Origin of the sequence: Isoptericola aurantiacus (assembly GCF_044769875.1) — a bacterium.
GTDB lineage: Bacteria > Actinomycetota > Actinomycetes > Actinomycetales > Cellulomonadaceae > Isoptericola > Isoptericola aurantiacus.
On sequence record NZ_JBJBAE010000002.1, the window covers coordinates 586,990 to 609,534 of the forward strand.

Genomic DNA, 22,545 nt, shown 5'->3' on the forward strand with positions numbered 1-22,545 from the left:
AGTCCTCCTTGACTGGTGGGATCTAGACGAAGGCCGCGTGGCCGGTGATCGAGCGGCCGACGATGAGGTGGTTCATGTCGCGCGTGCCCTCGAAGGTGTAGACGGCCTCGGCGTCGGCGAAGTAGCGCGCCACGCCGGTGTCGAGCGTGATGCCGTTGCCGCCGCAGACCTCCCGCGACAGCGCGACGGTCTCGCGCATCCGGGTCGTGACGAACGCCTTGGCCAGCGCGGCGTGCTGGTCGCGCTGGGTGCCCTCGTCCTGCATCTGGGCGACGCGGACGCACATGCCGATGCTCGCGGTGATGTTGCCCAGGGCGGTGGCGAGCTTGTCCTGGACCAGCTGGTAGGAGGCGATCGGGTTACCGAACTGCTCGCGCTCCTTGGTGTACCGCACCGCGGCCTCGTAGGCGCCGATCATGGTGCCCAGCGCCTGCCACGAGACCCCGTCGCGGGTGACCCGCAGCACGTTGGCCAGGTCCTTGAAGCTGTCGATGCCCTGCAGACGGTCCGCCTCGGCGATCTCGACGTTCTCCAGGGTGATGTCGGCGTTCTGCACGATCCGCAGGGACTGCTTGCGCTCGATCTTCGTGGCCGTGAAGCCCGGCGTCCCCTTGCGGACCAGGAAGCCCTTGACCTGGTCGTCGGCGGTGTCCCTCGCCCAGATGACGACGACGTCGGCGAACGTGGCGTTGCCGATCCAGCGCTTGGCGCCGTTGAGGACCCAGGTGTCGCCGTGCCGGGTCGCGGTGGTGCGCAGCCCCCGGGCCGTGTCCGAGCCGGAGAGCGGCTCGGTCAGACCGAACGCGCCGATGAGGTCGCCGCGGGCCATCGGGGGCAGCCACAACGCCCGCTGCTCCGCCGAGCCACCGAGTCCGATCGAGCTCATCGCCAGCCCGCTGGAGACGCCGATGAACGTGCAGAACGACGAGTCCACCCGGGCCAGCTCCATGCCGACCCACCCGCGGAACACCGCGGAGTTCTCGAACTGCGCGGTCTCGGACCACGCGGCGCCGACCGAGCCGAGCTGAGCGAAGGGCTGGAACAGGTGGACCGGGCACTCGGCGCGGTCCCAGTAGTCGTCGGCGATGGGGCGCACCTCACGCTCCATGAAGTCCCGGACGCGTCCCACGGCCTCCTGCTCGACAGGGGTCAGCAGGTTCTGGAAGCCGTAGAAGTCGGCGTCCAGCTGCTCGGGTACCGCGGGGGCGGCGGGTTCCGCCGGGGTGGTGAGAGTCATGTTCGCTCCGATCGTCGTCGATCCCGTGAGGCCAGTGTGCATCATTCTCCAAGATGTTGCACACACCCGCCCAGGTCCGGATAGGCTGCTGGACATGCTCTCCCCGTCGAGCGACATCGCCACCGTGGGCCTGCGCGCGGCGCCGACCCGGCTCTCCGCGCGGCTCGCCCCGGGTGTCCACCCCGACGCCCTGCGCGCCTTCGAGCAGGCACGAGAGACCTTCGTCTCAGGTCGACGCATCGACATGGGCGGCCTGGCGGCCGAGCTCGGCGTGGACCGCACCTCCGTGTTCCGGTGGGTCGGCAACCGTGACGCCCTGCTGTGCGAGGTGCTCTGGTCCCTCGCCGTCCCGACGCTCGTGCTGGCCGAGCACGCGGCCGCCGACAGCGTCATCACCGACGCCGCGGGCACGGCGCACGATGACGCCGCAGCTCCCGCAGGCGGCGCCACCTACGTCGCCGTCCTGCTCACCCAGTTCGCCACGGACCTCATCCAGGCGGACTACTTCCGCACGTTCCTGGACCGGGAGCCCACCCGGGCGCTGCGGCTGATGACCACCACGGCAGCGCCGATCCAGCGCCGGTACGTCGCCACCGTCGAGCACCTGGTCCGCCGGCACCTCGGCCCTGCACCGTTCGACGGCGCCATCGAGGCGCACGCGCTGGCCTACCTGCTGGTCCGCGTCTCGGAGTCGTTCACCTACGCCGACCTCATCGCCGGGGAGCCGCCCAGCCCGCAGGCCGCCGGGGCGGCGTTCCGCCACCTGCTGCGCGTGTGAGACCGCGGCACCGGTCCGCCCCCGACACGTCCCCCCACTCCCCGAGGAGGAGCCCATGCCCCGCGTCCGTCACCCGTTCCCCCTGCGCTGGAACGACAACGACCAGTACGGCCACGTGAACAACACGGTGTACTACCAGGCCATGGACACCGCCGTGAACACCTGGATGATCCGCGAGGCCGGGCTCGACCCCGCGGGCCCCGTGCGCGGGTACTGCGTGTCCTCCTCCTGCGACTTCCGCTCCCCCGTCGCCTACCCCGACGACCTCGAGGTGGCGATCGGCGTCGGGCGGCTCGGCACGACCAGCGTGACCTGGGACCTGCACATCCTGCGCACCGGCTCCGACGAGCCGGTCGCCGAGGGCCGCTTCACGCACGTGTTCGTCGACGCGACCACCCAGCGCCCCGTCCCCGTGCCGGCCACGATCCGTGCCGCCGTCGAGCAGCACCTGCTCCAGGGCGTGGGCTGACGCCCGCTCACCGGGCGTCCCACCACCGCAGCAGGAGGGATCCCGCCAGGGTGAGCCACGGCGAGGGCTCGGCCACCGGCACGTCGACCTCGAACCAGACCTGGCCGGGGTCGCGGTGGTCCCGGACCCAGGTGCCGTCGGCACGCCGAGCCGCACGGATCAGCTCGACCGCCTCGGACAGTCGCTCGTCCGGCGCCTCGCCGTCGTAGGTCGCCGCGCGGCGGAAGTAGTCGGCCGCGCGCAGGACGGTGTAGTGCCCGCGATACGGGTACTCGAACCGGAGCATCCAGGGCGCGACGAGCTCTCCCGTGGACAGCCGCCGCGTGAGCCGTCGCGCGAGCAGGTACTCCTGCCCGGTCCGCCGGGCCTCGCGGACCCGGGCGTCACCGCCGACGCGCTGCTCGTGGTCCAGCAGACCGTCGAGCACGTTGAGCGTGGAGGTGAACGAGGAGACCGTGGCGCCCTCGACCCACTCGCAGTTCCATCCGCCGTCGGGCATCCGCCCGTCGACCAGCCGGTCCCGGATCGCGCCGACGTCGACCCCGAGCCACGTCCCGTTCGCCAGCGTGAAGGCGTTGATGCAGCAGTCCACCTCGCCGCCCCAGTAGGGCAGGTCGTCGTACTCCCACCGGCAGCTGCGCGCCAGCCGCTCCGGCAGGTCGGCGGACCGGAGCACCGCGGCGTCCAGGCCCCACTCCCGCAGCGCGTTGAGCGACCAGGTGGTGGCCGTCCACGGCTGGGGGGTCCCACCCTCCCGCTGGACCTCGAACCAGTCCGTCCCGCCGGGGAAGAACGCGCCGGACCCCCACCGCCCGTCGTCGTCCTGGAGCGCGAGCAACCGGGCGCCGAACCCCTCGGTCGCCACCCGGTCCCTCGTGGCACGCCAGACGGCGTCGGGCCGGCCGAGCAGGTCGCGCTCGACCTGCCAGCGCAGCGCCGGGTCAGAGTCCAGCAGCCACGGCGTGGGCGGCGCGCTCATGCGCCGAGCGTACGGCGGCGTCGTGCCGTGTGCTCCAGGAGCACGGGAAGCAGACGCTCCCACGTCTGCGGTGGCGGGAACTGGTGGCCGGTCCGGTCCAGCTCGAGGAGCTCGGCGCCGGGGATCTCCGCGGCGAGCCGTTCTCCGTGCCCCGGGAAGAGCGGGTCCCGGTCCCCGTGCACGACGAGCGCCGGGACCCGGAGGTCGCGCAGCGCGCCCCGGACCGGGGTCTCCGCCGCCAGATCCGCATGGTTCACGGACGCTGCCGGGTCGATGCTCCGGCGCACGGCGCGACGTGCGATCGCCCGCGTCCGGGCCTCGTCGAACCGGCCGCCCGCCGTGAGCAGGCGGTCCTCGCGGACCGAGGCCTCGACCGCCGCGTCCTCTCCTGGACCGGGAGCGGGTCCTTCCCACAGGCCTGCCAGCTCGGGCGCCGGCCCCTGCAGCGGCGCGGGGTCGGCCCGGTCGAGCGCCGGCGAGGTGGACACCAGCGTCACCGACGCGACACGGTCGCGGCGCTCCACCGCCAGCTCCTGGGCGATGCCACCGCCCATCGAGAACCCGACCAGATGGGCCTGCTCGACCTCCAGGGCGTCCAGGATCCGCACCGGGTCCTCGACGAGATCCCGGGCGGTGTAGGCGGGCTCGCCGACCGAGCCCGTCGAGGAGCGCCCGGTGTCGCGGTGGTCGTAGCGCACCACGCGCCGCCCGCCGTCGGCCAGCGCGACGCAGAAGTCCGCCGGACACCAGTCCATCGCCGCGCCCAGCCCTCCGATCAGCAGCACGGTCTCACGCTCCGGAGCGCCGACGGCCTGGAAGCACAGCCGCACGCCGTCCTGCTCCACGTACTGCTCCGGCCCGAGGGCCTCGCCGTCGGCCGCACCGACTCCGGGCCCCGCGTCGTCACCGTCGGACGTCATGCGCCGTCCCTCCTCGAGATTCCCGGTCCCTGGTACCGACCGCCCCGGCCGGCCGGACTCATCGGACCGTCCCGCCCCGGCCGACACGGTGTCCCGCCCGGACGGGTTCGCCCACATACCGACCGCGCGGTATGCTGCCGGGAGCCCCGGCGCCGAGGCCGGGTCCGAGCGAAGGAAGAGGTCATCGATGACCGACGTGCCCGGCCTGGACCGAGCGGGCCTGTCAGCCTGGTTGACACGCGAGCACCCGGAGCTGGCCCCCCACCCGGACACCCGGCTGACCGCCGAGGTCATCGCCGGGGGCCGAAGCAACCTGACCTACCGCGTCGACGGCGCCGCCCTGCCGCTCGTCCTGCGCCGTCCGCCGCTGGGGCACGTGCTGTCCAGCGCCCACGACATGCGCCGCGAGCACCGCGTGATCTCCGCCCTCGGGGCGAGCGACGTCCCGGTCCCGGCGACGGTGGACGTCGTCGACGACACCGAGGCCGCCGAGGTGACGGGCACGACGTTCTTCGTCATGGAACGCGTCGAGGGCACGGTGCTCTCCCGGCCCGAGCAGAACGATCGGTTCACCGCCGCGGGCCTGCACCGGCTCGGCATCACGCTCGCCCGCACGCTCGCCGACCTGCACCTGGTGGACCCCGCCGCCGTCGGGCTCGCCGACTTCGGACGCCCCGACGGCTACCTCGGACGCCAGCTGGCCACCTGGCGGCGCCAGTACGACGCGTCGAGGTCGCGCGAGGTGCCCGCGCTCGACGAGCTGCAGGACCGGCTCGGCGCCCACGTACCCGACTCCGGCCGCACCGGCATCGTGCACGGGGACTACCGCCTCGACAACGCCATCGTCGGCGGAACCGCCGAGCACCCCACCATCGCGGCGGTCCTGGACTGGGAGATGGCCACGCTCGGCGACCCGCTGGTCGATCTCGGACTGCTCGGCCTGTACTGGGACATCCGCTCGCTCACCGCCGGTGAGGTCGCCGCGAGCGCCGTCGTCCCGGACGTCGGCTACCCCACCTTCGACGAGCTCGTGGACGCCTACGCGTCCCGGACCGGCACGACCCCACCGGATCTGTGGTGGTACCGGGCGTTCGCCGCCTACAAGCTCGCCGTGATCCTCGAGGGGATCCACTACCGCTACCGCGCCGGCGAGACCGTCGGCGAGGGGTTCGACACCATCGGCGACCTCGTCGCCCCGCTCGCGGCCGACGGCCTCGCCCGGGCGGCCGCCCGACCCAGGAGCAGCTGAGATGGACTTCTCCCCCGACGACCGCACCCGCGAGCTCACCGAGCAGGTCCGCGGGTTCCTGCACGACCACGTGCTGCCCGCCGAGCCGGAGCTCGACGCCCAGCTCGCCGCGACGCCCGACGTCTGGACGTTCCGTCCGGTGGTGGACGAGCTGCGCGAGAAGGCCCGCGCGGCGGGGTTGTGGAACCTGTTCCTGCCCTCCGAGCGCGGCGCCGGGCTCACGAACCTGCAGTACGCGCCGCTGGCCGAGCTGACGGGGTGGAGCCAGCGGCTCGCCCCGGTGGCCCTCAACTGCGCCGCACCCGACACCGGGAACATGGAGCTCCTGGCCGAGTTCGGCACGGCCGCGCAACAGGAACGTTGGCTCGATCCGCTGCTGGACGCGCGCATCCGGTCGGCGTTCTCCATGACCGAGCCCGACGTCGCCTCGTCCGACGCCTCCCAGATCGGCACCCGCATCCGGCGTGACGGCGACGAGTACGTCGTCACCGGGCGCAAGTGGTGGTCGACGGGCGCGATGAGCCCCGACTGCCGGCTGCTCATCGTCATGGGCAAGACGGACCCCGACGCCGACCGGCACCGCCAGCAGTCGATGGTCCTCGTCCCCCGTGACACGCCCGGCGTGACGGTCGTGCGCCCGCTGACCGTGTTCGGGTACGACGACCGCGACCACGGCGGCCACGCCGAGATCGAGTTCGACGACGTCCGCGTCCCCGTCGAGAACCTGCTCGGCGCCGAGGGTGGCGGGTTCGCCATGGCGCAGGCGCGGCTCGGTCCCGGACGCATCCATCACTGCATGCGCGCGCTCGGCACCGCGGAGCGGGCGTTGTCGCTGGCCACCGAGCGGGCCCGCGCGCGGTCCACGTTCGGGGTGCCGCTCTCCCAGCAGGGAGTGGTCCGCGAGTGGGTCGCCGAGGCCCGCGTCGAGATCGAGGCGCTGCGCCTGCTCGTGCTCAAGACGGCCTGGCTGATGGACACCGTCGGCAACCGGCAGGCGATGACCGAGATCCAGTCGATCAAGATCGCCGTCCCGCGCGCCGTCCAGAAGATCGTGGACCGCGTGATGCAGCTCTTCGGTGCCGCCGGCCTGTCCGACGACCAGCCGCTGGCGGAGATGTTCGCCGGCGCCCGGGCGCTGCGGATCGCGGACGGCCCGGACGAGGTCCACCTCGCCTCCCTCGGACGCGCGCAGCTGCGCGGCTGAGCACCCGCCGCAAGCACGCGGAGCAGCGGCCCGTCCCCGTCGACCGGGGGCGGGCCGCTGTCGTCCCGGACGCCGGTTCCCGCCCGCGCCCGCACCGGGTCGCGCGCGGACCTCGGCGCGGCGGCGGTACCGACGAGGGCTCCCCGAGCGACGGCGCGGCCCGGGCGCGACGACGGGGCCCGGCACGCGGGGGGCGTGCCGGGCCCCGTCGGGTCCTGGGGTCAGCTCACGGGGCCGGGATACCGTTCCCGTCGAGCGAGACCGGCTGGGGCTCCAGCTTCTCGACCGTCTCGCCGTCGAGCTGGTAGGTGCTGCCGACGAAGTCCTGGACACCGCCGTCCACGGTCGTGATGCCCACGGCGTCGTAGCCGGCGTGGTTCTCGGCCGAGTACTGCAGCGGCACGATCCCGTTGCCCACGAGGTCGCCGGACTCGAGGACCTCGAGCAGCGACTCCCGGGTGGGGTCCTCGCCGGCCTTCGTGAGCGCCTCGACGAACGCGTAGCCCACGCTCATGCCGAACACGGTGTTGCCGTCGAACGACGCGCCGGAGTTGTACTCGTCGTTGATCTCGGTGAAGAGCTCGACCCACTCGCTGTCCGGGCTGAACGGCAGGTAGTTGACCGAGACGAACCCCTGCAGGAGCTGGGGAGCCACGTCCTCCCCCAGGAAGCCCACCAGGGTCGGGTAGTCACCGCCGGCGGAGGAGGCCATCCAGGTCGGCATGAACCCCATCTGGGCGGCGGTACCGATCGCCAGGGCGGTGAAGCCGTTGACCGTTCCCAGGACGACCACCTCGCACTCCGCGGCCTGGAGTGCGCCGATCTGCGCGGTGACGTCCTGGTTCGAGGTCTCGTAGGTCTCGTAGGCGGCCACGCCGTCCGAGCCGAGCGCGATCTCGACGCCCGCCAGGAGCGTCTCGCCGTAGTCGTCGTCCTGCCCCAGCACGCACACCTTCTTGCCCGGGTGCTCGTCGGCCGCGTACTGACCGAGCGCCGAGCCCTCGACCAGGTAGTCCGCGTTGTACCCGAAGGTGTAGGGGTACTCCTCCGGGTCGTTCCAGGCCGTCGAGCCGGAGGACACGAACAGGTCCGGCACCTCGTTCTGGTTGAGGAAGTCCAGCACCGAGGAGTGCGTCGGGGTGCCGAGCCCGTTGAGGATCGCGAAGACGTCGTCCTGCTGGACCAGCTCGCGCACCGCGGTCTGGGTGTTGGCCGGGTTGTACCCGTCGTCCTTGACGACGTAGTCGATCGTCCGTCCGTTGACGCCGCCGTTGGCGTTGACGTAGTCGAAGTAGGCGCTCGTCGCTGCGGAGATCGACGAGTAGCCCGCGGCCGCGGGCCCGGTCAGGGGCTGGTGCGTGCCGATCGTGATGGAGTCCTCGGAGACGCCGGGGACGGCCTCGTCGGCGCCGCCGCAAGCGGTCAGGGTCAGCCCGACGACGACGGCGCCGGTGGCAGCGACGAGCGAGCGAGCGCGAGGGCGCAGGGTGGGAGTGGTCCGCATGGGAGTCACCTCTCTGTGAGCGATTGCGGGACGGGTTGGTCGGTGGTGCGGAATCGGGACGTCAACCGCCGGGTCGGTCCGGCCAGGGCGTGGGAGAGCCCGCCGGGCCACAGGACGGTGACGAGGATGAGCAGCCCGCCGAAGACGAGGACCGCGAGGTTCCCCGACAGGCGCTGCTCGAGGTCCGCCGGGAGCCCGGCGGCAGCGGTGAGGGTGTTGATGCCCCAGGGCAGCAGGACGACGAGTGCCGCCCCGACGGCTGCGCCGCCGATGCTGCCGAGGCCACCGATGACGACGGCCACGAGCAGGAGCAGCGAGAAGGCGAGGTCGTAGCCCCCGGGGCTGACGTTCTGGGTGGCGACCGCCAGGACCGCCCCGCCCAGCCCGGCCGAGAGCGCCCCTGCGACGAAGGCACCGGTCTTGACCCGAGCCGGGGAGACGCCGGCCAGCTTGGCGGCGACCTCGTCGCCGTGCACGGCGCGCATCCGCATCCCGGACCGGCCGGAGCGCATCACCGCGAGGGGTGTCACGGCCACGGCGGTGACGATCACGGCGATCCAGGCGTGCCACTGCTCGACGCCGAGGATCCCACGCAGCGCGTCGGGCACGCCCTCGAAGGGCACGCCGAGGCCCTGGTCTCCTCCCACGCCGGGGATCTCGGAGGTGAGCGCGGGCAGTGCCACGACCAGCGCCAGGGTCAGACCGGCGAGGTAGGGACCGCGCAGCCGCGCACCGGCCAGACCGAGGAGCGCCCCCACGGCGCCGGACACGACCAGGGCGCCGAGGATCCCGAGGCCGAACCGGAGCGGACCGCCGAGTCCGGCATCGGCCGCAGGGCCTGCGGCGAGGGCATAGCCGTAGGCGCCGGCCGCCATGAGCACGCCGTGCCCCAACGAGAGCTGTCCGGTCAGCCCGACGAGCAGGGTGAGCCCCGCCGTCGCGCAGAAGTACGCCGCGACGACGGCGAGCTGGTAGTTGGTGTAGGAGTCGAGCAGGAAGGTGGCGCCGAGGGCGAGCACCGTGAGCACCAGGGCGCGCAGCACGATGGCGCGGGTGCGGGAGTGAGTCGTGGTGGTCATGCCGAGCGGGCCTCCTTGACCGCGAAGATGCCGCCCGGGCGCACGAGCAGGACGAGCGTCAGCAGCACCAGCACTGCGACGGGCGCCAGGCCGGCGCCCAGGAAACCGGTGACGAGACTGATGAGGACGCCGACGACGCCGCCGCCGACGAGAGCCCCGGCCGGCGAGTCGAGCCCGCCCAGCACCGCGACGGTGAAGGCGTGCACGAACAGCACGTCCGCGCTGTGGGCGTTGAGCCCGAGCTCGGTCGGGACGAGCAGCAGGACGGCCAGTGCGGCGACGGCCGAGGACAGCATCCAGCCGGCCGTCACCATGCGTGGCACCCGGACGCCCAGCAGCCGCGAGACCTCGGGCGCCATGGCCGAGGCGCGCATCTGCAGGCCGAGCGTGGTGCCGTTGAAGAGCACCGCCAGGCCGAGGACGACGCCGAGGGCGACCAGCAGGACGAACAGGTCGTAGGGCGAGAGCACCGGGACGCCGCCGAGCTCGAAGGGTTGCTCGCTGAAGGGAGCGGCCATGGGCCGGTGCTCCGGGCCGAAGGCGATGCCGATGGCGGACTGCAGCACCATCACGAGCCCGATCGCGACGATCATGCCGGGCAGGGGGGACGTGGTGGGCACCAGCCGGATCAGCCAGCGTTCGACGGCGAACCCGACGGCCGCGCCGACGACGAGCGCCGTGACGAGCCCGAGCCAGAACGACCCGGTCAGGCCGGTGACGGCGAAGGCGACGTAGACGGCGACGATCGCCATGGCGGCCTGCGCGAAGTTCACGATGCGGGCGGCGCGCCAGATGATGACGAGGGACAGGGCGAACAGCGCGATGACGAGGCCGCGCGCGAGGCCGGTGGCGAGGAGGAAGGCGAGACGATCCATCAGAACCCCAGGTAGGCGTGCCGGAGGGCAGGGTCGGCGGCGATGTCGGCGGCGGGTGCGTCGGCGACGATCTCGCCGAGTCCCAGGACGACGCCGCGGTCGGCGATCGAGAGCGCACTGGTGACGTTCTGCTCGGCGAGCAGCACCGTCAGCCCGGTGCGCTGCGCTGTCTCGCGCAGGATCTCCATGAGCTGGGCGACCACGCGCGGGGCCAGCCCCAGCGACGGCTCGTCGAGGAGGAGCACCCGCGGCCGGGCGACCAGCGCGCGGGCCAGCGCCAGCATCTGGCGCTCCCCGCCGGAGAGCTGGTGGCCCAGGCTGCGTCGACGGCGGGCCAGGGGCTCGAAGGTCTCGTACAGCTCGGCCACGGCGGCCCGCCGCTCCTTGCGCCCCGGGATCTTCCAGAGGGCACCGAGGTGCAGGTTCTCCTCGACGCTGAGCTCGGCCACGACGCTGCGTCCTTCCGGGACCTGGGCCAGGCCACGGCGGACACGGTCCTCGACGCTCAGGGCGGTGAGGTCGACGCCGTCGAGGACCACCCGGCCGGCGCGTGGCGTGACGAGGCCGGAGACCGTCCGCAGGAGCGTGGTCTTGCCGGCCCCGTTGGCGCCCAGGAGCGCCACGACGGCGCCGCCGGGGATGGTGAGGTCCATGTCCTCGATGACGGGTGCGCCCGAGTAGCCGATGGTCAGGCCCTCGACGGCGAGCAGGGTGCGGGTGGTGGTCACGGGCTCGGTCGGCGCGCTCATGCCGCGGCCTCCAGCCCGAGGTAGGCGGCCTCGACGGCGGGGTCGGACCGGACCTCGTCGGGCGTGCCGCAGGCGACCACCCGTCCGAAGTCCAGGACGACGACCCGGTCGGCCACCGACATGACGAAGTCGACGTGGTGCTCCACGAGCAGCACCGAGCACCCCTGCGCGGACAGGCTGCGGATCTGGTCGCCCAGAGCGGCGATGTCCTCGGTACCGAGTCCACCGGCGGGCTCGTCGAGCAGGAGCAGGCGGGGCTCGGCGACCAGGGCGCGGGCCAGGGCGACGCGCTTGCGCTCCGGGTACGGAAGGCTGTCCACCGGGGTCCGCGCGTGCCGCGACAGGTCCAGCCGGTCGAGGACTGCCCGGGCGGCCGCCACCTGCTCCTCCTGCGAGCCGCCGGCGCTGCTGAGCGGGACGAGGACGTTCTCCAGGACGGTCATGCCGGCGAACAGCCCGAGGCCCTGCAGGGTGCGGGAGACCCCGCGCGCCAGCAGACCGGTCGGGGACGACGGCGCCGCCCGGCCGGCGAGGCGGATGGCGCCCGACCGGGGCCGGACGAGCGAGCAGACGGCGTTGAACACCGTCGTCTTGCCGGCCCCGTTGGGGCCGATGAGGGCGACCGTCTCGGCGTCGCCCACGGTGAAGCTGACGTCGTCGAGAGCGGTCAGGCCACCGAAGGTGACGGTCAGACCGTCCACCTCGAGTCGTGGTGTGTTGCTGGACATCGGCACCTCTTCGTGTCGGATGGATCACACCCTAGCGCATAAACCGACTGGCCGGTATGTCATTCCCGCAGATGTTGCACGGCTGTGACATGCGAGGGTGACCAGGAACGTCTGTGCAGGTCAGGGGATTGTCAGAGGTGACCGGTGTTGTTGATCATCCCGCCGTCGACGACGATCTCGGTCCCCGTGACGTAGGCCGAGGCGTCCCCGGCGAGGTAGAGCACCGTGCCGGTGAGGTCCTGCGGGGTGCCGCCCCTGCCGAGAGGGATGGGCAGGCCCGTGGGGTCGATCCTGGCGGTCATGTCGGTGTCGATCCAGCCCGGGTGGACGGAGTTGACCCGGACGCCGTGGGGGCCGAGCTCGACGGCCAGCGACTTGGTCAGACCCCGGACACCGAACTTGGAGGCCACGTAGCCGTGCAGGCCCCGGCTGCCCCGCATGCCCTCGACCGAGGAGATGTTCACGATCGAGCCGCGGCCCGCGGCCTTCATGGTCGGCACCACCGCGCGGCAGCCCAGGTAGACGCCGGTCAGGTTCACCGCGATGACGGCGTCCCACTTGGACCGCGGGTAGTGCTCGATCGGTCCGGCGTTGGCGATCCCGGCGTTGTTCACCAGCACGTCGACGCCGCCCCAGGCGGCGACGGTGTCGTCCACCAGCGCGGTCCACGCGTCCTCGTCGGTGACGTCCAGGACGGCGAACCGGGCGCGGTCCCCCAGGTCGGCGGCCAGCGCGGCCCCCTCATCCTCCAGGACGTCGGCGACGACGACGCGGGCTCCGGCGTCGTGCAGGGCACGGACGTACGCGGCGCCGATGCCGCGCGATCCTCCCGTGACCACGGCGACCCGGGCGGTGAGGTCGTCCGGCGCGCTCATGAGCCGACCCGCACGACGAGTCGGCCCGTGGTGGAGCCGGTGGCCAGGAGCTCGATCGCCTCGGGCGCCTTGTCGAAGGGCACGACGTCGGCGACCACCGGGTGCAGGACGCCGGCGTCCGCGAAACGGACCAGCTCGGCGTGCGCGGCGTCCACCAGTCCGGGATCGCGTTGCGCGTACAGCCCCCAGTGGAGCCCGACGACGCTGTAGTTCTTCACCAGCGCGTGGTTGGCACGCACGGGCGGGATCTCCCCGCTGGCGAACCCGACGACCACGATGCGGCCCTCGAACGCCACGCACTTCGTCGACGCCTCGAACGACGCCCCTCCGACCGGGTCGAAGACGACGTCCGCACCGACGCCGCCGGTGATCTCCTTGACCCGCGCCGCGACGTCGTCGGAGCGCAGCAGGACGTGCTCGGCCCCCGCGGCCCGGGCGACCGGCACCTTGGCCTCGCTGCCCACGACGCCGATCACCGTCGCCCCCGCTGCGGCACCGAGCTGGCACGCGGCCGTCCCGACTCCCCCGGCGGCGGCGTGCACCAGCAGCGCGTCCCCTCCCGCGAGCCCGGCACGCCGGTGCAGCCCGAACCAGGCCGTCTGGTAGGCGACCGTCAGGGTCGCGGCCTGCGCGTCGTCCAAGGAGGCCGGCGCGCGGTGGAGCAGCGCGGCCGGCAGCGTCGCGTACTGCGACAGGACACCGATGTGCGACCCGACCACCCTGTCTCCGACCTCGACGCGCTCGACCCCGTCGCCGACCTCCACGACCTCGGCGCACAGCTCGATCCCGGGGACGAACGGCAGGTCCGGCCGCACCTGGTACTGCCCGCGCGACAGCAGGATGTCAGGGAAGTTCACCGCGACGGCGAGCACCCGCACCAGGGCCTCGCCGGGTCCCGGCGCAGGCCGGTCCACGGCGTCGAGGCTCATCACCTCGGTGGGCTCGCCGTGCCGGTGCACGCGCCAGGCGGTCATGGTCGAGGTCATCCGTCCTCCAGGGTGATGCTTCGCAGGAAGAGGTCGGCGAGCTGGTTCGCGACCTCGGACTTGGACTCGGGGCCCGACGGCGAGTACCAGTAGGACAGGTAGTGCACGTCGGAGTAGAAGTGGGCGATGAGCACCGAGCGCGGGACGTCCGTGCGGACGGTTCCCTCGGCCTGCCCCTGGGCGATGAGCGCCGCGAACTCGTCGTGGTACTCCCGGCGGCGGCGCGTCACCTCCTTGCGGCGCGGCTCGGAGAGCATGTGCATGCTGCGGAAGAACACGGTGCCCTCGGGGAGCAGGTCGATGGACGACTCGACGACGTCGACGCACACGGCGCGCACCACGTCGATCGTGTCGCCGCCCGCCGAGGTGATCTCCTCCAGCCGGCGCTTCTGCAGCGTGAGCATCCGGTCGTAGATCGCGAAGAGCAGATCGTCCTTCGACTGGAAGTAGTGGTACATGGCGCCCTTGGTGACACCCGCGGCCTCGACGATCTGCTGGACGCTCGTGGTGGCGTAGCCCTGCGTGGCGAAGAGGTCGAGCGCGGCCTGGAGCACGGCATCGGCGACGTTGGTGTTCTTCATGAGGCCATCCTTCACCCGACCGGCACGACGGACGCGCCACCGTCGATCCGGAGTGTCTGGCCGGTGATCCACGCGGCGTCGTCCGACAGCAGGAAGGCCACGGGGCCGGCGACGTCGTCCGGGACGCCGAGCCGGCCGAGCGGGTAGCCCGCCGCGACCTCCTCCTCGCGCGACTCGTAGAGCGCGCGGGAGAGCTTGGTCTTGACCACGGCCGGCGCGACGGCGTTGACGCGCAGCCGGGGAGCCAGCTCCTGGGCGAGCTGGGCCGTGAGGTTGATCAGGGCAGCCTTGGAGACGCCGTAGAAGGCGATGTTCGGGCTGGTGGACGTCCCGGAGATGGAGGAGGTGTTGACGATCGAGGTGCTCAGACCGGCGGCGACGGCGTCGCGCGTCCACTCGAGCGCGGCGACGACGTTGACGTCGAGGATCTTGCGCACCACCGACGGCTCGATCTCCAGCACCGGACCCCAGGCCGGGTTGATGCCGGCGTTGTTCACCAGGTGGTCCAGCCGGCCGTACCGCTCGGCCACGTGCGCAAACACCTCCTCCCGGTGGGCCGGGTCGTCGACCTTGCCGGCCACCGCGGACGCCCGGTCCGCCCCCAGCGCCTCCACGGCGTCCTGGAGCGTCTCGGGCTTGCGGCCCGTCAGCACGACGCGGCCGCCCTCGGCCACGATGCGGTGGGCCGTCGCCAGGCCGATCCCGCGGCTGGCGCCGGTGATGATCGCGACCTTGTCCGTGAACCTCTGCACTGCCTCACCCCGTCGAACGTCGTCGTCCCCCGACCCGTACCGGCCGGTCGGTTTGTACCGGCAAGGTAGCACGCGCCCGTGCGCGTCGCGGCACCTGCCGCCGGGCGACGTCGTCTCACCCGTGCCCGGGTGCCGACACGCCGCACCGTTGCCACCCGCGGCCGCGAGAGACAGAGTGGAGGCATGGATTTCACCCGGCCGCTGCCCCCGGACCCCTACTCGCTGCTGCCCGTCCCCGCGACGTTCACGCTGACCAGCCCCGACATCACCGAGGGCGACCCCCTGCCGTCCGACCACGCCGTCGACGGCGGCAACACCTCCCCCGCGCTGGCGTGGAGCGGGTTCCCCGAGCACACGAGGTCGTTCGTGGTGAGCTGCTTCGACCCGGACGCCCCCACACCGTCGGGCTACTGGCACTGGCACGTGCTCGACCTGCCGGCCACCGTCACCTCGCTGCCGCGGGGCGCCGGGTCCGAGGACGGCTCCGCGCTGCCCGACGGCGCGTTCCAGCTCACCTCCGACGGCGGCCGGGTCGGCTTCGAGGGAGCCGGCCCGCCCCCGGGCGACCACGCCCACCGGTACGTCTTCGCCGTGCACGCCCTGGACGTGCCCACGCTCGACCTGACCACCGAGAACACCAACGTGCACGCCGCGTTCAACGTCTACTTCCACACCGTCGCCCGCGCCACCCTCACCGGGACGTACCACCGGTGAGCGACCCGACGACGCTCCCGCGGCTGGGGGACCTCGAGTGGGTGCCGGCACTGGACCGGCCCGACCTGCTCGCCGACCCCGTCGCGGCGAGCCTGCACGCGTGGGCGGCGACCGACGGCCGGGTCGCAGCGCAGGTGGCTGTCGCCGAGATCGATCCCGAGCACGCGGACACCGCGACCCTCAACGCCGTGCACGACCTCCCGCCGGAGGCGTCGGCGAACTGCGTGGTGGTGGCCGGGCGCCGCGGCGACGTCGAGCGGGTCGCGGCCTGCGTGGTGCCCGCCACGACGTCGGCCGACGTCAACACGCGGGTGCGCAAGCTGCTCGACGCCCGCAAGGCGTCGTTCCTGCCGACGGATCGGGCGACCAGCGAGTCCGGGATGGCCTACGGCGGCATCACGCCCGTCGGCCTGCCGACCACGTGGCGGGTGCTCGTGGACGACCGGTTCGCCGCGCCGGGCGCTCTCGCGCTGATGGGATCCGGCCTGCGCCGGTCGAAGCTGCTGATGCCCGGGCCGCTGCTGTGCGCGCTCCCGGGCGTCGAGGTCATCGAGGCGCTCGGCGTCGTGCGCGGCTGAGCAGCCCCGAGCCGCGGTGGAGGCTCAGACCTCGGCGCGGCCCCGACGCCAGTACCCCATGAAGGCGACCGACGTGCGGTCCACGCCCAGGGTGGAGACCAGGTAGCGCCGCAGCGTCTTGATGACGCCCGCCTCCCCGGCCAACCACGCGTACAGCACGGTGTCCTGCGCGAGCGGCCGCCCGGCGGCATCCACGGGGACCTCCCACAGGATGTCGGCGTCGACGTCGACGTCGATCAGGTCGCCCGCCAGGTCGATCCCGGCGGCGGTCACGGCGGACGCGCGCGCGGCCGGAGCCTCGACGGCCGAGGCCCGGACGCCGAGGGCCAGCATGCGGTCGGCCGCCGCCTGGACCGCCGGGACCAGGAGGTCACCGTGGGCGTGGTCCTCCCGGGCCAACCAGTGGATGCGCACCCCGGCCGGGGCGGCCAGCGTCCACCGGTCCTCGCGGTGCGGGACCTCGAGGAACACCTCGCCGACGGCGTCGGACGGCAGGGACTCGCAGATCGAGGCGATGGCGGGCACGGCGGTCTCGTCTCCGGCGAGCAGCAGCGCGTGGCTCGTGGCCGGCGGGGCGAACTCCAGGCCGCCGTGCGGGCCGTCGTGGGCGGCGTTGGGTCCGAGGATCACCAGGGGGGACCCCGGCCGCGCACCGTTGGCCCAGCGCGAGGCGGGCCCGGTGTCCCCGTGCAGCACGATGTCGACGTCGACCTCGCGCCGGCCTGGCCGCACCGCGCGGACGGTGTAGGTCCGCAGCGGGTTGCGGCGCTCCTCGGGCAGGGCGCGCCACGAGGTGAACCAGTCCGGGTTCTGACGGTCCAGGTACTCCCAGCCGCCGCAGGGGGCCGGGAGCAGGAGCTTGATGCGCTGGTCCGCGCCGTTGTCGGCGAACTCGTCCAGGTCGGCGCCGGTGAACGTGATGCGCACGAAGGACGGGCACAGGCGGGTGACCCGCGCGACCTCGACGTCGAACATGCGCCACGGCTGCGGTGCGACGGCGGTGGGCTCGGCCTGGGCGGTGGCGGTGGCGCGGTGTGTCACGCAGGACAGCCTAACCTCACCCGCAGGGGCCTCGGCAAGCACCGTGAGCGGGGTCACACGGCGCGCGGAGCGGCGTCGGCTCCGTCCCCGGCGGCGCTGGCGCGCTGCTGGGCGAAGCGTCGCATCGTGAGCAGGACGGGATCCGTCAGGAGCGTGCCGAGGACCACCTGCCGCAGGGCCTCGGACGGTTCGCCCGGCACCGACGCGACGTCCCCGGCGGCGGCCTCCTCCGCGGCCGACGCGAGCACGGCGAGGTGCTCGTCGGCGACGGGGACGTCCGCAGCAGCGGCCGCACGCAGCTGCCCGGCCAGCCGGTGCACCAGCAACGGGTCCTCGTACCAGCCGCGGTCCGCCGCAAGACGGCGCGCCCGCCGGGTCGCCTCGTCCTCGACGCCGGGGCTCGCGGGATCCTGGGCGTCGGCGTCCGGCGCTCCGGCACCCGACTCGTCGAGCAGCAGCGCGTGCTGGGCGGCGCCCAGCAGGTCGTGCCGCGACCGCGGTTCGTCGAGCACGGCGAGCACCTCGCGCACGGCGGCGAGGCTGAGGCCGGCCGACTCGGACAGGGCGCGCACGAGTCGGACGCGGGCCGCGTGCTGCGGGCCGTAGCTCGCCTGCGTGCGGCTCGTGACGTCACCGCGGGGCACGAGCCCTTCACGCACGTAGTACTTCACCGTCGCGACGGGGACTCCCGTGGTCCGCGAGAGCTCCGAGATGCGCATCGATCCTCCAGAGGTCTTGACATTGGAGAGTAGCACTCTCCATTATTGGATAGTTCAACTATCCAGCGGGAGACGTCATGGCCACCCTGACCACGCACGACCACGACGGCGAGATCGCCGTCTTCCTCATCGGCGCCCGGATCAACAGGCTCTGGCGTCCCGACGCCTGGGGCCCCGCGTTCGCAGCGATGGGTCCGATGCTCGCCGAGCTCTACCGCGACCCCGACTCGGGGTTCCTCGGTGCCCGGACGCTGCTCGGGCTGCGCGGCCCGACCGTGGTCCAGTACTGGCGCAGCGTCGAGGACATCTACGCCTACGCCGGGGACGACGCACGACGGCACCGCCCCGCCTGGGTCGACTTCTACCGGCGTGCGAAGAGGGTGCCGGGCGCGGTCGGGGTCTGGCACGAGACCTTCCGTGTCGCGGCCGGCGGCCACGAGAGCCTCTACGTCGACGTCCCCGGCGCCCTCGGGCTCGCCGCCGCCACCGGCGTCGTCCCGGCCCACCGGCGCGGCCGGACCGCCCGGGAGCGGCTCAGGAGCGCGTCGCCCAGAACGCCACGGCCGACGCCGCCGCCACGTTGAGCGAGTCCACCCCGCCCGCCATCGGGATGGACACGACGCTGTCGGCGCCGGCGACGGCACCCCGGGACAGGCCGTGACCCTCGGTACCCAGCACGAGGGCGAGCCGTTCCGGGGGCTCGGCCACGAGGTCGTCGAGGGAGACCGCATCGTCGGCCAGCGCCAGCGCCGCCACGTGGAAGCCGTCCTCGCGCAGCAGGTCGAGGCCGCCGGGCCAGGGCTCCAGACGCGTCCACGGCACCTGGAACACCGTTCCCATCGACACGCGTACCGAGCGCCGGTAGAGCGGGTCGGCGCACCGCGGCGACACCAGCACCGCGTCGACGCCCAGCGCGGCCGCGGACCGGAAGATCGCACCGACGTTCGTGTGGTCGACGACGTCCTCCAGCACCGCCACGCGGCGCGCGCCGGATCCGCCGCGAGCACCGGCGAGGAGTTCGTGGACCGGGGCCAGGGCGGGCCGGTGCATGGCTGCGAGCGCACCGCGGTGCAGGTGGAACCCGGTGATCTCGCGCAGCACCGCCTCGTCGCCGACGAAGACGGGCACGTCCGGGTGCTCGCCGACGACGTCGGCCATCGAGTCCAACCACTTGTCGGCCATCAGGAACGATCGGGGCCGGTGCCCGGCGCGCAGAGCACGCCGGATGACGGTGGAGGACTCGGCCATGAACAGTCCCTCGGCGGGCTCGCGCCGGGTGCGCAGCTTGACGTCCGTCAGTCCCGTGTAGTCGTGCAGGCGAGGATCGGCGGGATCGGTGACACGGACGACGGCAGGCTGGCTCACCGCCCGATTGTCTCAGGCACGGCGTCCGTCCCCGGAACGACTCCGCTCACGACGGCACCAGGCGCTCCGCGTCGGTCGTCGTGACGGGCTGTGCTCCCGTGCCGCGTCCCGGGGCGGGCGGGAACGCCGCCACGAGCTCGTCGAACGCCTCGCGGTACGCCGGGGCCGCCGGGTACTCGGAGTGGTGCCACACCCGCACGGTGTACGCGCGCGGGTCCAGCTCCTCGGCGCCGCGGTCGATCGGGTTCGGGGCGTACGAGCACGCGGGGAACCCGATGAAGTCGGTCCGGCGCCACAGGTTGCGCCAGCGCGCGTCCGTCCCTGACGGACCCGTCAGCTGCTGGCGCAGCGAACCGCGCCGCGGACCGGACGGCCCGGCGTCGGGCGCGGTCGGAGCGTCCGGAGCCGGGCCGTCGGGCACCTCGGAGCGCCACGGGTCTCCACCACCGAACCTCGGGCGCCGCAGGGGCGGCGTGCCGAGCACCGCCGGCCCGAAGAGCTCGGGGAAGAGCCTGCCGAAGAGGCCTCGCAGCTGCGTCCCGAACGTCAGCAGGGCGAGTCCGGCCTGCGGGTCCTGGTCGGCGTCGCTGCGCGCGAGCACCACGGCCGTCGCGAGCATCCCCCCGTTGCTGTGCCCGGCCAGCACCACACGACGGCGCGGCGCGACCTCGGAGCGCCGGGCCTCGGGCAGGTCGAGCGCCCCGAGCCACGCGTCGATCCGCCCCCGCACCTCGGGCACGACGCGCTCGGCGTAGCACGGCGGCCCCAGCGGGTGCGCGGCACGGGGCAGGAAGCACATGAGGTCCCACAGCACGCCCCAGGGACGGCCGGCCCCGTCCGCCCCCGCCGCCACCACGCTGGACGCCAGCAGCAGCGCCGCGGCACCCAGCGCCGGGTTCGCCACCCGGACGATCGCCTCCCAGGCCTCCCACTGCTCGGGCCATCCGGCCACGACGGTCGCCAGGCTCAGGGCCAGGGCGGCGAGGAACGTCATCGCCAGCCACCCGACGACGATCTCCGCGCGCTGCCCGGCGGCGGCGTGCTGCCGCATGCGCAGGACCTGCAGGACCCCCAGGGGGAGCCGACGGGTATCGGCGACGCCCGGATCGGCAGGGCCGTACCAGTCCCGGTCGGCCTCCTGCCGGTCGGCGACGTCGTTCGGGTCCAGCGCGCTCCACGCCCCGGGGGCGCGGGCGATCCACCGCAGGCGGCGGACCACCGTGGCCGCCGCCGCCAGGACCGCGACGACGAGGGCCACCCCGGTCGCGACGCCGAAGGCCTCGTAGACGCGCGGCACCGTCAGCGCGACGGTGAGCGCCGTCCCGTCCGGCGGCTCCGCACCGTTCGCGCGCAGCAGCTCGAAGGTGGCGGTCCCGTCGGGCCGCCGCAGGTACGTGTGCGCCCCGACGACGACGAGCGCCGAGAGCAGGATCGCGAAGCCGGAGGCGAGCAGCAGGAACACCGCGGGGCCCGTCCCCCACCAGGCCTCCTCGCGGTGGTGGGAGCGACCCCGCGACCACGTCCGCACCAGCAGGACCGCCAGCAGCACGGCACCGGTGGCGGCAGCGCCCGCCGACGGACGGTTGCCGGTCAGCATCGCCCAGGCACCGCACCCGAGGACCACCACCAGGTAGACGACGTGCGCGAGCGGCCGGGTGAACCAGGAACCGCTCCTCGGTCCGGACCGCCAGGCGACCGCGCACAGGCTCAACCCGAGCAGCACCGCGACGAACGCGGTGGGGGCGGCACCGAGGCCGGCCACGGCGAAGTGCTCGACCTCGTGGACGGCCAGCGCGACGAGTCCGGCGGCCCAGAGCACGACCGCGGCCACGAGCAGCCCGAGCGCCCACCGCGTCGGTCCCACCCGCGCCCCGACGCCGTGCGGCGCCGCCACGTCCGCGCTGGTGAAGGAGTCCCGCGCCGTCCGCCACGCCGCGGCGAGCCCGACGAGGACGGCGACGGCAGCGATCACCACGAGCGCCGGGGCCGCGGACCACACGGCCACCACGTCGCAGCCGCTGCCGTGGGCGAAGCCGCGCATCCGCACGCAGCCGGAGGTGTCGACGTCGGGCCCGGCGTACGCCGAGACCGCTCCCGACCACCCGACGACGCTGGCGACCAGGGCGGTCCCGGCCGCGAGGTGGGTGAGCTCTCCGGTGCGCGTCAGGATCCGGTGCGTCCAGAACCCCGACGTGCTCAGCAACGGGAACCGCGGCCGCGACTGCTCCCCGGTGGCGCCCTGCTCGCCCGCACCGCCCCGAGGCTCGCCCGCCTTGCGCGCTGACAGCCGTTCCTCGTGGTGGACCCGCGTCCGGCGGGCCAGCGCCCACAGACCCACCAGGCCGGCGACCGGGACCGCCGTCAACCAGGCCACGCGGACCGCCGTCGGACCGAAGGCCAGGCCCTGCACCACCTCCGGCAGCGCGGTGCACACGTTGCGCACGGTGTCGCCCCCGTCCGCCGGCGCGGCGTCGGGCATGCACTGGGTGCCGACCAGGTCCAGCGTCACCGTCAACGCCGTCACCGTGAGCAGCAGGGTGAGCACGAGGCCCACGAGGCGCACCGCGGCCGCCCCGCCGCACGCGTAGGCACGGGCACGCCGGCCGTCGGGCCCGCCGTGGTGCCCTGCCTGGCCCGTGGGGATGCGGCGCGCCCAGTAGGCGACGTTGACCATGCCGAGCGGGACGAGGGCCACCCAGGCCAGGCGGACCACCCCCGACACGACGGCGGCCGCGGACCAGCCACCCGGCACCGACCACGACATCCGCGCCATCGTCCCCCACGAGTACACCTCACGTCGCACCCCGGGCGGGATCCGACGCGGGTCGTGTGTACCGTCCCGCGGCACGGACCGGGGCCTCGACGTCGGCCGGCCGGGCTCGGCGTCGCGCTCACGGGCCGCTGCCGAGGGCTGCCAGAACGAGCCCAGGTCGTCGCCGTGCACGCCGCGCCCGTCGATCTCCGCGGGCTCGACCTCGTCCGGGGCAAGGCCGAGGAACTCGGCCGGCGGCGTGTTGCTGACGCCGTGGACGCGCAGCTCCAGCACCTCGGGTGCCTGCGGCGGGTCAGGCGCACCGTCGCGGCGCGAGTCCTTCGGTCGGCTGCTCATCGCCTGCCTCCATCCCTGGGAGGGCTCCACAGGGAGGGAGCGACCGGACGGCCG

23 protein-coding genes are annotated in these 22,545 nt (G+C 73.7%); 7 read left to right on the forward strand and 16 right to left on the reverse strand.

Annotated features, from left to right (window positions below; translation table 11 throughout):
* Positions 1 to 22: 22 nt before the first annotated feature.
* The gene (locus tag ACIQLL_RS09715) at positions 23 to 1,237 is read right to left on the reverse strand and encodes an acyl-CoA dehydrogenase family protein (RefSeq protein ID WP_402466073.1); all 1,215 of its coding nucleotides are present in this window, start codon (positions 1,235 to 1,237) and stop codon (positions 23 to 25) included.
* A gap of 94 nt (positions 1,238 to 1,331) precedes the next feature.
* Here ACIQLL_RS09715 and ACIQLL_RS09720 point away from each other — a divergent pair, with 94 nt between their 5' ends.
* Positions 1,332 to 2,015 (forward strand): QsdR family transcriptional regulator, encoded by a 684-nt coding sequence (locus ACIQLL_RS09720; protein ID WP_402466076.1) that lies wholly within the window; start codon positions 1,332 to 1,334, stop codon positions 2,013 to 2,015.
* Between the two features lie 55 nt (positions 2,016 to 2,070).
* Positions 2,071 to 2,484: an acyl-CoA thioesterase gene (locus tag ACIQLL_RS09725; RefSeq protein WP_402466079.1), complete on the forward strand. Its 414-nt coding sequence runs from the start codon at positions 2,071 to 2,073 to the stop codon at positions 2,482 to 2,484.
* Positions 2,485 to 2,491: 7 nt separating this feature from the next.
* On the opposite strand, the gene ACIQLL_RS09730 is transcribed toward ACIQLL_RS09725, so the two are convergent.
* Together ACIQLL_RS09730 and ACIQLL_RS09735 are read right to left on the reverse strand one after the other, a co-directional pair.
* Complete coding sequence (locus tag ACIQLL_RS09730; protein WP_402466081.1) at positions 2,492 to 3,463, reverse strand: squalene cyclase; 972 nt, start codon at positions 3,461 to 3,463, stop codon at positions 2,492 to 2,494.
* Positions 3,460 to 4,383 (reverse strand): alpha/beta fold hydrolase, encoded by a 924-nt coding sequence (locus tag ACIQLL_RS09735; RefSeq protein ID WP_402466083.1) that lies wholly within the window; start codon positions 4,381 to 4,383, stop codon positions 3,460 to 3,462. Before ACIQLL_RS09735 ends, ACIQLL_RS09730 begins: the two co-directional genes overlap by 4 nt.
* A 187-nt stretch (positions 4,384 to 4,570) precedes the next feature.
* Here ACIQLL_RS09735 and ACIQLL_RS09740 point away from each other — a divergent pair, with 187 nt between their 5' ends.
* Positions 4,571 to 5,632 carry a phosphotransferase family protein gene (locus ACIQLL_RS09740; protein WP_402466085.1) on the forward strand — a complete coding sequence of 354 codons (1,062 nt, stop codon included), beginning with the start codon at positions 4,571 to 4,573 and terminating at the stop codon, positions 5,630 to 5,632.
* A 1-nt stretch (position 5,633) separates the two neighbouring features.
* The gene (locus ACIQLL_RS09745; RefSeq protein ID WP_402466087.1) at positions 5,634 to 6,836 is read left to right on the forward strand and encodes an acyl-CoA dehydrogenase family protein; all 1,203 of its coding nucleotides are present in this window, start codon (positions 5,634 to 5,636) and stop codon (positions 6,834 to 6,836) included.
* 226 nt (positions 6,837 to 7,062) lie between these two features.
* Here ACIQLL_RS09745 and ACIQLL_RS09750 read toward each other — a convergent pair whose 3' ends face one another.
* The 9 genes from ACIQLL_RS09750 to ACIQLL_RS09790 form a co-directional block, all read right to left on the reverse strand.
* Positions 7,063 to 8,340, reverse strand: coding sequence for an ABC transporter substrate-binding protein (locus tag ACIQLL_RS09750; protein WP_402466089.1), 1,278 nt, complete (start codon positions 8,338 to 8,340; stop codon positions 7,063 to 7,065).
* Between the two features lie 5 nt (positions 8,341 to 8,345).
* Entirely contained in the window at positions 8,346 to 9,419 is a 1,074-nt protein-coding gene (locus tag ACIQLL_RS09755) for a branched-chain amino acid ABC transporter permease (RefSeq protein ID WP_402466091.1), read from the reverse strand.
* A complete protein-coding gene (locus tag ACIQLL_RS09760) occupies positions 9,416 to 10,294 on the reverse strand; it encodes a branched-chain amino acid ABC transporter permease (protein ID WP_402466094.1) in 879 nt (292 codons plus the stop codon). The genes ACIQLL_RS09755 and ACIQLL_RS09760 overlap by 4 nt, the downstream gene beginning before the upstream one ends.
* Positions 10,294 to 11,043 (reverse strand): ABC transporter ATP-binding protein, encoded by a 750-nt coding sequence (locus ACIQLL_RS09765; protein ID WP_402466097.1) that lies wholly within the window; start codon positions 11,041 to 11,043, stop codon positions 10,294 to 10,296. Before ACIQLL_RS09765 ends, ACIQLL_RS09760 begins: the two co-directional genes overlap by 1 nt.
* A complete protein-coding gene (locus ACIQLL_RS09770; protein ID WP_402466100.1) occupies positions 11,040 to 11,771 on the reverse strand; it encodes an ABC transporter ATP-binding protein in 732 nt (243 codons plus the stop codon). Before ACIQLL_RS09770 ends, ACIQLL_RS09765 begins: the two co-directional genes overlap by 4 nt.
* Positions 11,772 to 11,902: 131 nt before the next feature.
* Positions 11,903 to 12,646, reverse strand: a complete 744-nt coding sequence (locus tag ACIQLL_RS09775; RefSeq protein ID WP_402466102.1) for an SDR family NAD(P)-dependent oxidoreductase — start codon at positions 12,644 to 12,646, stop codon at positions 11,903 to 11,905.
* Positions 12,643 to 13,632, reverse strand: coding sequence for an NADPH:quinone oxidoreductase family protein (locus ACIQLL_RS09780; RefSeq protein ID WP_402466105.1), 990 nt, complete (start codon positions 13,630 to 13,632; stop codon positions 12,643 to 12,645). Before ACIQLL_RS09780 ends, ACIQLL_RS09775 begins: the two co-directional genes overlap by 4 nt.
* The gene (locus tag ACIQLL_RS09785) at positions 13,629 to 14,213 is read right to left on the reverse strand and encodes a TetR/AcrR family transcriptional regulator (RefSeq protein ID WP_402466107.1); all 585 of its coding nucleotides are present in this window, start codon (positions 14,211 to 14,213) and stop codon (positions 13,629 to 13,631) included. The genes ACIQLL_RS09780 and ACIQLL_RS09785 overlap by 4 nt, the downstream gene beginning before the upstream one ends.
* A gap of 11 nt (positions 14,214 to 14,224) precedes the next feature.
* Positions 14,225 to 14,965 carry an SDR family oxidoreductase gene (locus ACIQLL_RS09790; RefSeq protein ID WP_402466109.1) on the reverse strand — a complete coding sequence of 247 codons (741 nt, stop codon included), beginning with the start codon at positions 14,963 to 14,965 and terminating at the stop codon, positions 14,225 to 14,227.
* A 183-nt stretch (positions 14,966 to 15,148) separates the two neighbouring features.
* On the opposite strand from ACIQLL_RS09790, the gene ACIQLL_RS09795 reads away from it, so the two are divergent.
* Positions 15,149 to 15,679 carry a YbhB/YbcL family Raf kinase inhibitor-like protein gene (locus ACIQLL_RS09795; RefSeq protein WP_402466112.1) on the forward strand — a complete coding sequence of 177 codons (531 nt, stop codon included), beginning with the start codon at positions 15,149 to 15,151 and terminating at the stop codon, positions 15,677 to 15,679.
* Positions 15,676 to 16,257: a YbaK/EbsC family protein gene (locus tag ACIQLL_RS09800; RefSeq protein WP_402466114.1), complete on the forward strand. Its 582-nt coding sequence runs from the start codon at positions 15,676 to 15,678 to the stop codon at positions 16,255 to 16,257. The genes ACIQLL_RS09795 and ACIQLL_RS09800 overlap by 4 nt, the downstream gene beginning before the upstream one ends.
* A gap of 24 nt (positions 16,258 to 16,281) precedes the next feature.
* Here ACIQLL_RS09800 and ACIQLL_RS09805 read toward each other — a convergent pair whose 3' ends face one another.
* Positions 16,282 to 17,232 (reverse strand): siderophore-interacting protein, encoded by a 951-nt coding sequence (locus tag ACIQLL_RS09805; protein ID WP_402466302.1) that lies wholly within the window; start codon positions 17,230 to 17,232, stop codon positions 16,282 to 16,284.
* 119 nt (positions 17,233 to 17,351) lie between these two features.
* On the reverse strand, positions 17,352 to 18,017 hold the full coding sequence (locus ACIQLL_RS09810) for a MerR family transcriptional regulator (protein ID WP_402466117.1): 666 nt from the start codon (positions 18,015 to 18,017) through the stop codon (positions 17,352 to 17,354).
* A gap of 77 nt (positions 18,018 to 18,094) precedes the next feature.
* On the opposite strand from ACIQLL_RS09810, the gene ACIQLL_RS09815 reads away from it, so the two are divergent.
* Positions 18,095 to 18,601, forward strand: coding sequence for a DUF4188 domain-containing protein (locus ACIQLL_RS09815; protein ID WP_402466119.1), 507 nt, complete (start codon positions 18,095 to 18,097; stop codon positions 18,599 to 18,601).
* On the opposite strand, the gene ACIQLL_RS09820 is transcribed toward ACIQLL_RS09815, so the two are convergent.
* On the reverse strand, positions 18,552 to 19,382 hold the full coding sequence (locus tag ACIQLL_RS09820; RefSeq protein ID WP_402466122.1) for a TrmH family RNA methyltransferase: 831 nt from the start codon (positions 19,380 to 19,382) through the stop codon (positions 18,552 to 18,554). The genes ACIQLL_RS09815 and ACIQLL_RS09820 overlap by 50 nt on opposite strands.
* A 46-nt stretch (positions 19,383 to 19,428) precedes the next feature.
* On the reverse strand, positions 19,429 to 22,491 hold the full coding sequence (locus ACIQLL_RS09825) for a hypothetical protein (protein ID WP_402466124.1): 3,063 nt from the start codon (positions 22,489 to 22,491) through the stop codon (positions 19,429 to 19,431).
* Positions 22,492 to 22,545: the final 54 nt, after the last annotated feature.

Coding starts and splice junctions, on each gene's coding strand:
- ACIQLL_RS09760 (WP_402466094.1), bottom strand. CDS start 10,294: ATGGATCGTCTCGCCTTCCTCCTCGCCACCGGCCTCGCGCGCGGCCTC.
- ACIQLL_RS09815 (WP_402466119.1), top strand. CDS start 18,095: ATGGCCACCCTGACCACGCACGACCACGACGGCGAGATCGCCGTCTTC.
- ACIQLL_RS09780 (WP_402466105.1), bottom strand. CDS start 13,632: ATGACCTCGACCATGACCGCCTGGCGCGTGCACCGGCACGGCGAGCCC.
- ACIQLL_RS09805 (WP_402466302.1), bottom strand. CDS start 17,232: ATGTTCGACGTCGAGGTCGCGCGGGTCACCCGCCTGTGCCCGTCCTTC.
- ACIQLL_RS09745 (WP_402466087.1), top strand. CDS start 5,634: ATGGACTTCTCCCCCGACGACCGCACCCGCGAGCTCACCGAGCAGGTC.
- ACIQLL_RS09810 (WP_402466117.1), bottom strand. CDS start 18,017: ATGCGCATCTCGGAGCTCTCGCGGACCACGGGAGTCCCCGTCGCGACG.
- ACIQLL_RS09795 (WP_402466112.1), top strand. CDS start 15,149: ATGGATTTCACCCGGCCGCTGCCCCCGGACCCCTACTCGCTGCTGCCC.
- ACIQLL_RS09755 (WP_402466091.1), bottom strand. CDS start 9,419: ATGACCACCACGACTCACTCCCGCACCCGCGCCATCGTGCTGCGCGCC.
- ACIQLL_RS09785 (WP_402466107.1), bottom strand. CDS start 14,213: ATGAAGAACACCAACGTCGCCGATGCCGTGCTCCAGGCCGCGCTCGAC.
- ACIQLL_RS09735 (WP_402466083.1), bottom strand. CDS start 4,383: ATGACGTCCGACGGTGACGACGCGGGGCCCGGAGTCGGTGCGGCCGAC.
- ACIQLL_RS09715 (WP_402466073.1), bottom strand. CDS start 1,237: ATGACTCTCACCACCCCGGCGGAACCCGCCGCCCCCGCGGTACCCGAG.
- ACIQLL_RS09725 (WP_402466079.1), top strand. CDS start 2,071: ATGCCCCGCGTCCGTCACCCGTTCCCCCTGCGCTGGAACGACAACGAC.
- ACIQLL_RS09730 (WP_402466081.1), bottom strand. CDS start 3,463: ATGAGCGCGCCGCCCACGCCGTGGCTGCTGGACTCTGACCCGGCGCTG.
- ACIQLL_RS09765 (WP_402466097.1), bottom strand. CDS start 11,043: ATGAGCGCGCCGACCGAGCCCGTGACCACCACCCGCACCCTGCTCGCC.
- ACIQLL_RS09740 (WP_402466085.1), top strand. CDS start 4,571: ATGACCGACGTGCCCGGCCTGGACCGAGCGGGCCTGTCAGCCTGGTTG.
- ACIQLL_RS09775 (WP_402466102.1), bottom strand. CDS start 12,646: ATGAGCGCGCCGGACGACCTCACCGCCCGGGTCGCCGTGGTCACGGGA.
- ACIQLL_RS09750 (WP_402466089.1), bottom strand. CDS start 8,340: ATGCGGACCACTCCCACCCTGCGCCCTCGCGCTCGCTCGCTCGTCGCT.
- ACIQLL_RS09770 (WP_402466100.1), bottom strand. CDS start 11,771: ATGTCCAGCAACACACCACGACTCGAGGTGGACGGTCTGACCGTCACC.
- ACIQLL_RS09825 (WP_402466124.1), bottom strand. CDS start 22,491: ATGAGCAGCCGACCGAAGGACTCGCGCCGCGACGGTGCGCCTGACCCG.
- ACIQLL_RS09720 (WP_402466076.1), top strand. CDS start 1,332: ATGCTCTCCCCGTCGAGCGACATCGCCACCGTGGGCCTGCGCGCGGCG.